This window comes from Methanobrevibacter sp., assembly GCF_045539575.1.
In the GTDB taxonomy this organism is placed as follows: Archaea; Methanobacteriota; Methanobacteria; order Methanobacteriales; family Methanobacteriaceae; genus Methanocatella.
This window is the reverse complement of sequence record NZ_JAZQFM010000035.1, coordinates 1-7,542: the sequence shown is the minus strand read 5'-3', so window position 1 is coordinate 7,542 and position 7,542 is coordinate 1. Positions and strand designations below refer to the sequence as shown.

General features: G+C 34.2%; 8 protein-coding genes. 5 read left to right on the top strand and 3 right to left on the bottom strand.

The features are described from left to right. The first annotated feature begins 442 nt into the window (after nt 1-442). The 4 genes from truA to ACKI30_RS04890 are packed head-to-tail and all read left to right on the top strand — an operon-like array spanning nt 443 to nt 4,787. Nucleotides 443-1,312: a tRNA pseudouridine(38-40) synthase TruA gene (truA, locus tag ACKI30_RS04905; RefSeq protein WP_407410388.1), complete on the top strand. Its 870-nt coding sequence runs from the start codon at nt 443-445 to the stop codon at nt 1,310-1,312. A 59-nt stretch (nt 1,313-1,371) separates the two neighbouring features. Beyond that, entirely contained in the window at nt 1,372-2,694 is a 1,323-nt protein-coding gene (gene wecB / locus ACKI30_RS04900; RefSeq protein ID WP_407410386.1) for a non-hydrolyzing UDP-N-acetylglucosamine 2-epimerase, read from the top strand. Continuing rightward, the gene (locus ACKI30_RS04895) at nt 2,678-3,766 is read left to right on the top strand and encodes an ATP-grasp domain-containing protein (RefSeq protein WP_407410384.1); all 1,089 of its coding nucleotides are present in this window, start codon (nt 2,678-2,680) and stop codon (nt 3,764-3,766) included. Before wecB ends, ACKI30_RS04895 begins: the two co-directional genes overlap by 17 nt. Nucleotide 3,767: 1 nt before the next feature. Next, a complete protein-coding gene (locus ACKI30_RS04890; RefSeq protein ID WP_407410382.1) occupies nt 3,768-4,787 on the top strand; it encodes a hydantoinase/oxoprolinase family protein in 1,020 nt (339 codons plus the stop codon). 28 nt (nt 4,788-4,815) lie between these two features. Here the strand turns inward: ACKI30_RS04890 and ACKI30_RS04885 are convergent, their stop codons facing one another. Then, entirely contained in the window at nt 4,816-5,376 is a 561-nt protein-coding gene (locus ACKI30_RS04885) for a CDP-2,3-bis-(O-geranylgeranyl)-sn-glycerol synthase (RefSeq protein WP_407410380.1), read from the bottom strand. Between the two features lie 368 nt (nt 5,377-5,744). On the opposite strand from ACKI30_RS04885, the gene ACKI30_RS04880 reads away from it, so the two are divergent. Then, a complete protein-coding gene (locus ACKI30_RS04880; protein WP_407410378.1) occupies nt 5,745-6,356 on the top strand; it encodes a DUF3800 domain-containing protein in 612 nt (203 codons plus the stop codon). 398 nt (nt 6,357-6,754) lie between these two features. Here ACKI30_RS04880 and ACKI30_RS04875 read toward each other — a convergent pair whose 3' ends face one another. Beyond that, nucleotides 6,755-7,009: a type II toxin-antitoxin system RelE family toxin gene (locus tag ACKI30_RS04875; protein WP_407410376.1), complete on the bottom strand. Its 255-nt coding sequence runs from the start codon at nt 7,007-7,009 to the stop codon at nt 6,755-6,757. A 1-nt stretch (nt 7,010) separates the two neighbouring features. Then, on the bottom strand, nt 7,011-7,232 hold the full coding sequence (locus tag ACKI30_RS04870; RefSeq protein ID WP_292741282.1) for a hypothetical protein: 222 nt from the start codon (nt 7,230-7,232) through the stop codon (nt 7,011-7,013). Nucleotides 7,233-7,542: the final 310 nt, after the last annotated feature.

The following is a 7,542-nucleotide window of genomic DNA, read 5'->3' as shown; positions in this document are numbered from 1 at the left end:
ACTTCTTGTTTATTGCTTTTCATTACAAATCCTTTTATTTACAATAATTTATTAATTAGTTGTTGTTTTTATATTTCACGGATTTAATAGGATTATAATTAATTTAACTTTCTCATGTTTCTTATTTTTAAATTTAGGCTTGAAATTAAAGAGTAATACTTTAATAACATTTATATGGTTATTACTAGTAAGTATAAATTAGATTATCTGTTTTTTCAGATAATTTTGGATGATTGAAATTATGGCAATAAACTACTCTATCTTCAAAAAATTTTTTAAATTTTAATCATCTATTCTTTTATTTTCATAATGTGTGATAAGCGATAGTAAAGCCATATAATTATGTAAATAGCTATTTCGGTAGCTATTTACTTTTCCTTCTCTCGCATTGTTTTAGTTATTTTCCTAACCTTTATTTTATATGGTGTTTAATATTATATTGATGAAGCGAACAGCACTAAAAATTGGATATATAGGAACTAATTTTCATGGTTTTCAAAGACAGCCGGATCTTAGAACAGTAGAAGAGGAATTGATTTACCATTTGCGCAAACTGGACTACATTGATGATTTGAAAAAGTCAAGATTCAGGATTGCAGGCAGAACCGATGCCGGAGTTCATAGTTTGGGCAATGTCATTAGTTTCCAGTCTGATAAGGAGGTCAGGGTCAATGAAATCAACAATTCACTTCCCGATGACATTCAGATTTTAGCCAAGGCACCTGTTCGCTATGCGTTCAAGCCAAGATATGCCCAGATGAGGCAATACCGATATATGCTCTTCCAGGACCTGGATATTGATAAGCTGAGGGAATGCGCAGAGGTATTTAAGGGAACACACAACTTCACCAATTTCACAAAGCGTTTCCAGAAGACAACCACAAGGACAATCGATGACATTAAAATCTCAAAGGTTGATTTGACAGATTATCACAAAAGGGAATTTCCTAATCTCCATGATACTCTATCTCCGATATTTGTGGACATTTACGGTGAGTCATTTTTATGGAATATGGTGAGAAAAATGATGAGGGTCTTTGTTGATGTGGCAATCGGCAAGATGACCTTGGATGAGGTTGAAAGATTGCTTGACCCTGCTGAGGATGAACCGAGAGCCAACATTAAGGTTATGGAAGCGGAATATCTGATTTTGATGGACATCCAGTATGACGGCATCAAGTTCAAGTATGACGATTATGCCTGCGAGCGCTTCAGAAGGGATTTGGTTGATTCATTAAGCGATCTTCAAAGGAAATATGCAATTCGTGAATCAATGATTAAAAGTCTGAAAGATTTGCACACATGGGAATGACTATTTTTTTTTAAAATTATTTAAACTATTTTTATTAAATATATACTTGAGGGATTATTATGAAAATAGCAACCATTTTGGGCACACGGCCGGAAATTATTAAGATGGCGCCTATTATTGCTGAGATTAATGAGAGGGGCATTGACCAAATCGTTTTGCACACTGGTCAGCATTATGATAAGGAAATGTCTGATAACTTTTTTAAGGATTTGGAGATTCCTGCTCCTGATTATAATATTCATGTTGGCTCAGGCAGTCACGGAAAGCAAACAGGGCTTATGATGAAGGGCATTGAAGAGATTTTGCTCGATGAAAAGCCTGATATTGTGCTGGTTCAGGGCGATACCAATGCCGTTCTTGCCGGTGCTCTGGTCTGCGGCAAGCTGCATATTGCCGTTGGACATGTCGAGGCGGGATTGAGGTCTTTTGACATGACAATGCCTGAAGAGATTAACAGAAGGGTTGCTGATGTCTGCTCAACAATGTATTTCATTCCGACCGAAGAGTCTGCAGTCAATCTTCTGGCTGAAGGTTTTTCCAGAAAAAACCTCTTTATCACAGGAAATACTGTTGTTGATGCATGTTTCAGACATCTTGAAATTGCCAAAAAAAGAGGATTTGAAGAGCAGTCACTTAAAGACCTGAATATTGACAGTATGGATAACATCTTGACATTGACAATGCACAGGGCAGAAAACGTTGACGTTAAAGAGCGTGTAGTCAGCATTATCGGTGCCCTGAAGGAATTAAGTGACATGAATGTAATTTTCCCTATCCATCCGAGAACCAAGCATACTCTTGAAAACTTTGGACTGTTTGATGAGCTGAACAATTTAAGTCACGTTCACATTGTAAAGCCAATAGGATATTTGGATTTCCTGCTTTTGACTTCCAAATCAACCTTGATTTTAACAGATTCCGGAGGCCTTCAGGAAGAGGCAATAACACTTGATGTTCCTGCATTGACTTTGAGATACAACACTGAAAGGCCTGAAACCGTAACTGCAGGGGGAAATATTCTGGTCGGTTCCGATAAGGATGCAATAATTGAAAATGCAAGAAAAATCCTTGACGATGAGGAATTTGCAGACAAAATGAAAAATGCGCTAAATCCCTACGGTCAGGGAAATGCGGCCCGCAAAACTGTGGATGCAATAGAAAAATATTATGATGAAGGTATTTTAAACATCTCCGCTCCGGAAGAGGTAATGGATTCATTTGAAAGAAAAATGACTCAAGTCAATGATGACATTACCGTAAGTGAATTCGAGCAAAAAGAAGACGCATTGATTCATATGATGTTCGACGGAGAGAAAATGAGATTTCCAACAGATGAAACAAAACTAAAAGGTATGATGATTACTTATGACAAACGAAAATGATTCAGTATTGGTATTCGAGTATTTCACTGCTTCAGGCGAAAAGGATAAATGCATTATTTCCGAAGCGGAAGCATTGGTATTTGCACTTTTAGATGATTTGGCAGATATTCAAAAGGATTTGGTGATAAACAAGTCCTATGAAAATGCATTGGAAGGCTTTGAAAATGTAAATCCTATTTTCATTGAAGGCGATGTTGTCGATTGGCTGGCTGATAACGCATCACAGTTCGACAAGGCCATTTTCATTTCTGCCGAAAACAATAACAACCTATACAATATTACAAAAATCCTGGAAGAAAACAACGTTAAAACCTACACATCTACTGCTGAGGCATGTTTTATCTCATCAGACAAGTATGAATCCTATGAGGCACTTTACAACATTGTTCCTCAACCTAGGTCCTTCAGGTTTAAGATAGATCCAAAGGGATACTGGAAAAGGGCTATTGAAAATTTACATGAAAAATGGCAAGCCGAAGATCCTTTAACAAATCTGAAAATCATTATCAAGCCGCTTATGGGCGTTGACTGTGAGGATATAGTTGTTATAGAAAACATTGAAGACCTGACTCTTGATTTGGATAAGATTTTCAAGCCTGGCTCAAGGGTGATAGTCCAGGAGTTCATTGAAGGAACAGACATCAGTGTCAGTTTGCTCTCAGACGGTAAGACTGCTGTTCCTATAAGTTTGAATGAGCAGTTTGTACAGCTTAAAGATGATAAGGGAACTTATCTTGGAGGTAAGCTGCCTTTTGAAAACAAATACAAGGATGAGGCATTCGAAATAGCCAAAAAAGCAGTTGAAGCTATTGACGGCCTGAAAGGTTTTGTCGGCGTTGACATGATAATCAATGCCGATGAAAAGGACATCTATTCAGTATACCTTTTAGAGATTAATTCAAGATTTACTACACCGTATGTGGGTTTAAAGGAAGTTGCAAACTTCAATATAGGAAAATCAATAGTGGACCTGATTGACGGTGAGATTAATATTGATGATATTGACGTATCTCTGGACGGAGAAGTTGAATTTAAAAAGTCCGGAGATAACTTAGAAATTAGGAGAATATAAAATGAAAATTGCAGGATTCGATATCGGCGGTGCAAACACCGATTTAGCAGTAATCGACTTTGAAGGTGAAGAGATAAAAAACATTGAAGTTGATTTCGCATATCTTCCAATGTGGAGTAACAATGATGATTTATCACGCGTTTTAATTGAACTTATTGAAAATATCTGTCCGGTTAGCGAAATAGATGCAGTTGGAATCTCAATGACTGCAGAGCTGGTCGATGCATACGACACAAAAAAGGATGGGGTGTTGGATGTAGTCAGAAAATGTGAAGAGACATTTGACTGTCCGATAGCTTATGTCGGCGTTGACGGAATGCTTTCCCGCAGCGAAATTGAAGATGCCCCGCTTAAGGCGGCAGCCGCAAACTGGATTGCAACAGCCCAAATTGCCACACTGATATCTGACAATTGTATTTTCATAGATACCGGAAGTACTACAACAGATATCATACCGATTAAGGAAGGCAGGGAATGTGCAATAGGCAAATCCGATTTCGACAGGTCTGCAACCGGTGAGCTTGTATATACCGGTACACTCAGGACAAATCTTGCAAGCTTTTTGGATAAGGTTGAACTGAACGGTAAGGAATACAGGGTTGCAAGTGAACTGTTTGCCCAAACCGCTGATATTTACACAGTTCTCGATTTAATTACAGAAGAGGATTATGTATGCGATACATTTGACGGTGAAGGAAAATCCAAAACAGACTGTGCCAAAAGGATTGCACGTGTTGTCTGCGCTGATTTGGAAATGCTGTCTATGGATGATATCGTTGAAATGTCAGAATTCATTCATCAAAAACAGATAGAGCAGATTGCAGACGGTCTAAAACAGGTAGTTGATACTCAAAAATTAGATTTGATTGTCACAACAGGACTTGGAAAAGACATTATCGATAAGCCTGCAGCTGAACTTTTAGGCCTAAAAGTAAAATCAATGGGTGACATTCTAACAGATGAAGAATGTGTAGTGGCACCTGCTGTCGGAACTGCCGTCATGATGAATAAATACTTATGAGTGTCTTCACTCATTCTTTTTTTTTAATTTAATACCATACGTCTTTCATTCCAAGCAGATATGCACCTGTATTTGCTATTAAATGGATTACCAATGTCATCACTATAGCTATTACTATAAATAACCAGTTTAACTTAACAACAAATGAAACGAGTATCAGTGCAACAATTAAAAAATCAAGCTGGTCAAGAATTGGTGCTGGTTTTCCTCTTCCGATTCCAAGTCTTCTTTTTAAGAAACTGCCTATTGCGTCACCTAAAAGAGCACCAAAACCAAGTAAAAATCCGATTAAAATTCCTTCAGGAATGCTTGTAATGATTGGGGTGATAATGTAGTCTCCAAACTCAGCAATAATTTGAGGGCCGAAGTATCCTTGAACTGCTCCTGTAATGATTCCAATTATTGTACCTCCAATCAGACCTCTCCAGGTAACTCCGTCACCGATCCAACGGTTTCCCTTGCTGTCTGATTTTCCAAAATCGACCGGGAGGCCTCCACCAAATACTAATCCTCCCCCATTTGAAAAGTATGCAGGAAGTATGAAATACAGTGTTGTAACACAAGCAATTAAAATCATTTGTATATTCATTAGTTCAATTCCCCAAAAAATATTTTATAATTATATGTATTATTATAACTAGTATTAATAAGTTTAAATATTGCATTAAGTTAATTAGTTTGATAATTAAATTAACTGGTTTTTCTTGAAATAGGTAAGTTTATAAATATGAGTTTATTTTCCATTAAAATGTTTTAAATCATAAAATAATTAATTTAAGGAATTTAAAAAAAATAATCATCAAGATGTCTTGGATACTTTTTCGTTGTTTTACTTCTAGTATATAAGTATAATGGTTTTTCAGGTGTCAATTTTACATATTGGGAGCAATTTTGTTTTTATTAGGAATATACTCTCATCAAAATCTTTTTAAGTGATTATGGGTATATGTTTAGTTAATGAAATATGTTTACATTGATGAAAGTGGCGATTTGGGGGATAAATATTCAAGTTCCAAATATTTTGTTATTGGAGCAATAATTGTTGATAATCCTAAACATCTTAATAGGATTATTAAAGAAGCCCATAAAAAATACAATAAGATTATAGGTCGGGATTTGGAAGTTAAAGGAAACAAAACAAATCCTTTTGTCATCAAAAAAATATTAAAAAAGGTCAATAGCGTTGATTGTGAAATTTGGGCAATATTCTTAGATAAACAAAACCTCCATAATATACCAAATTTCTATAAGTATCATGAATTATACGATACTTTGGCATCTAAATTGGCGGAGAATATTAAAATTACATCAACAACAAAAGTCATTGTGGACAGATCAAAAAGTAAGCATGAAGATATCCGCATTTTCAATGAAAGATTTTCATCAAGCCTTAATAATCCAAATAATTATCCAATTAATATAACTCATGCAAATTCTATTAAAGAAAAAGGAGTGCAAATAGCGGATTTGCTGGTATGGTCAATCTTTCAAAGTTTAGAACACAATAACTCTGATTTCATTGATTTGATTAAAAATAAGAATGTCATTGAAGTCTTTAAAAAACATTAAAACTAGAAAATATGAAGACTGAAGAACCTGCAGCCAACTAATTGACCTATGAAATAGAATTTCATGGAAAGTCGCCACCAGCGGTGACAATGACGTGCAGGCTAAACCAAAATAATGGATTTTACCTTCTAATCTTTCATTTAATATGTAAGTAAATGGACATATATAAACATTTTCATAATTAATCTGCATTTATTGGGCACTTATCCATTCTTATTATTGCAGTTCTAAGTGTTTTGATTCTTTTATTTTTAAAAATATTTCTTTTAATTTTGTTTTTGTTTTGATACTTCATTTTTCCCAATAAAATCCTAGACAGACAAATTACAGTTTATAGAATCATTCAAAGAATTGGATAGTAATGGGAAAATAGTTTTGAGGTTGTTTGTTTGTAAAAACTAGTTATATACTTTTGATCTATCTTCAATACGTCCAATATAAATACAATTGTCATCTACCCTAAAACAGATTCTATAATTTCCCTTTCTTGCTCTTTTATATTTTGGATATTTTTTTACTTTTTTATAATCGCCATCTTCAGGGTTTTTTATTATTTCTTCTAATTTTTCACGGATTTTTTTGTAAGCAATTGGATTTTTCTTTTTATAATATTTCAATTGTTTTAAAGCAGATCGTTTAAATTCAAGTTCCATATTAATCATCTAGATAAGCATCAAGTTCATCTAATGAAGAAAAGTGAACTCCTTCACCATTCGCAAATTCTTTATCTGCTTCAATTAAGTCTTTTATCTTTTGATATTCTTCATACTCATCTAATAATTTTGTTATAATGTCATTGAAAGAATCATTCTTATGTCCAAGGTCTGCTAATCTTTCATGATTAAATAAACTGACTCTGATAGCTTTTGTTTCCATTTTTTATCACCAATTATTAATATGTAGTTTTGTGTATATATAGTTAACAGTGTAAACATTGTATACATTATCAACAATATTATTCTGATGTTATTTATCATATCTATTCAGGAGGTCATCCTTTTTGAAATATATTTTTTCCATTATGTTCTGAATTGATAGGTAGATTAATATCAGTTTATGTTCTTATTCTTCAGATATTGTCAGTTTAAACATTAGTTAAATTTTGTTTGTTCCTATTATCTGTGAGTGTATAGGATAATTTTTTAGACATGTATTTTTAATAAGGATAATCTTCTTTTTCTTCGTA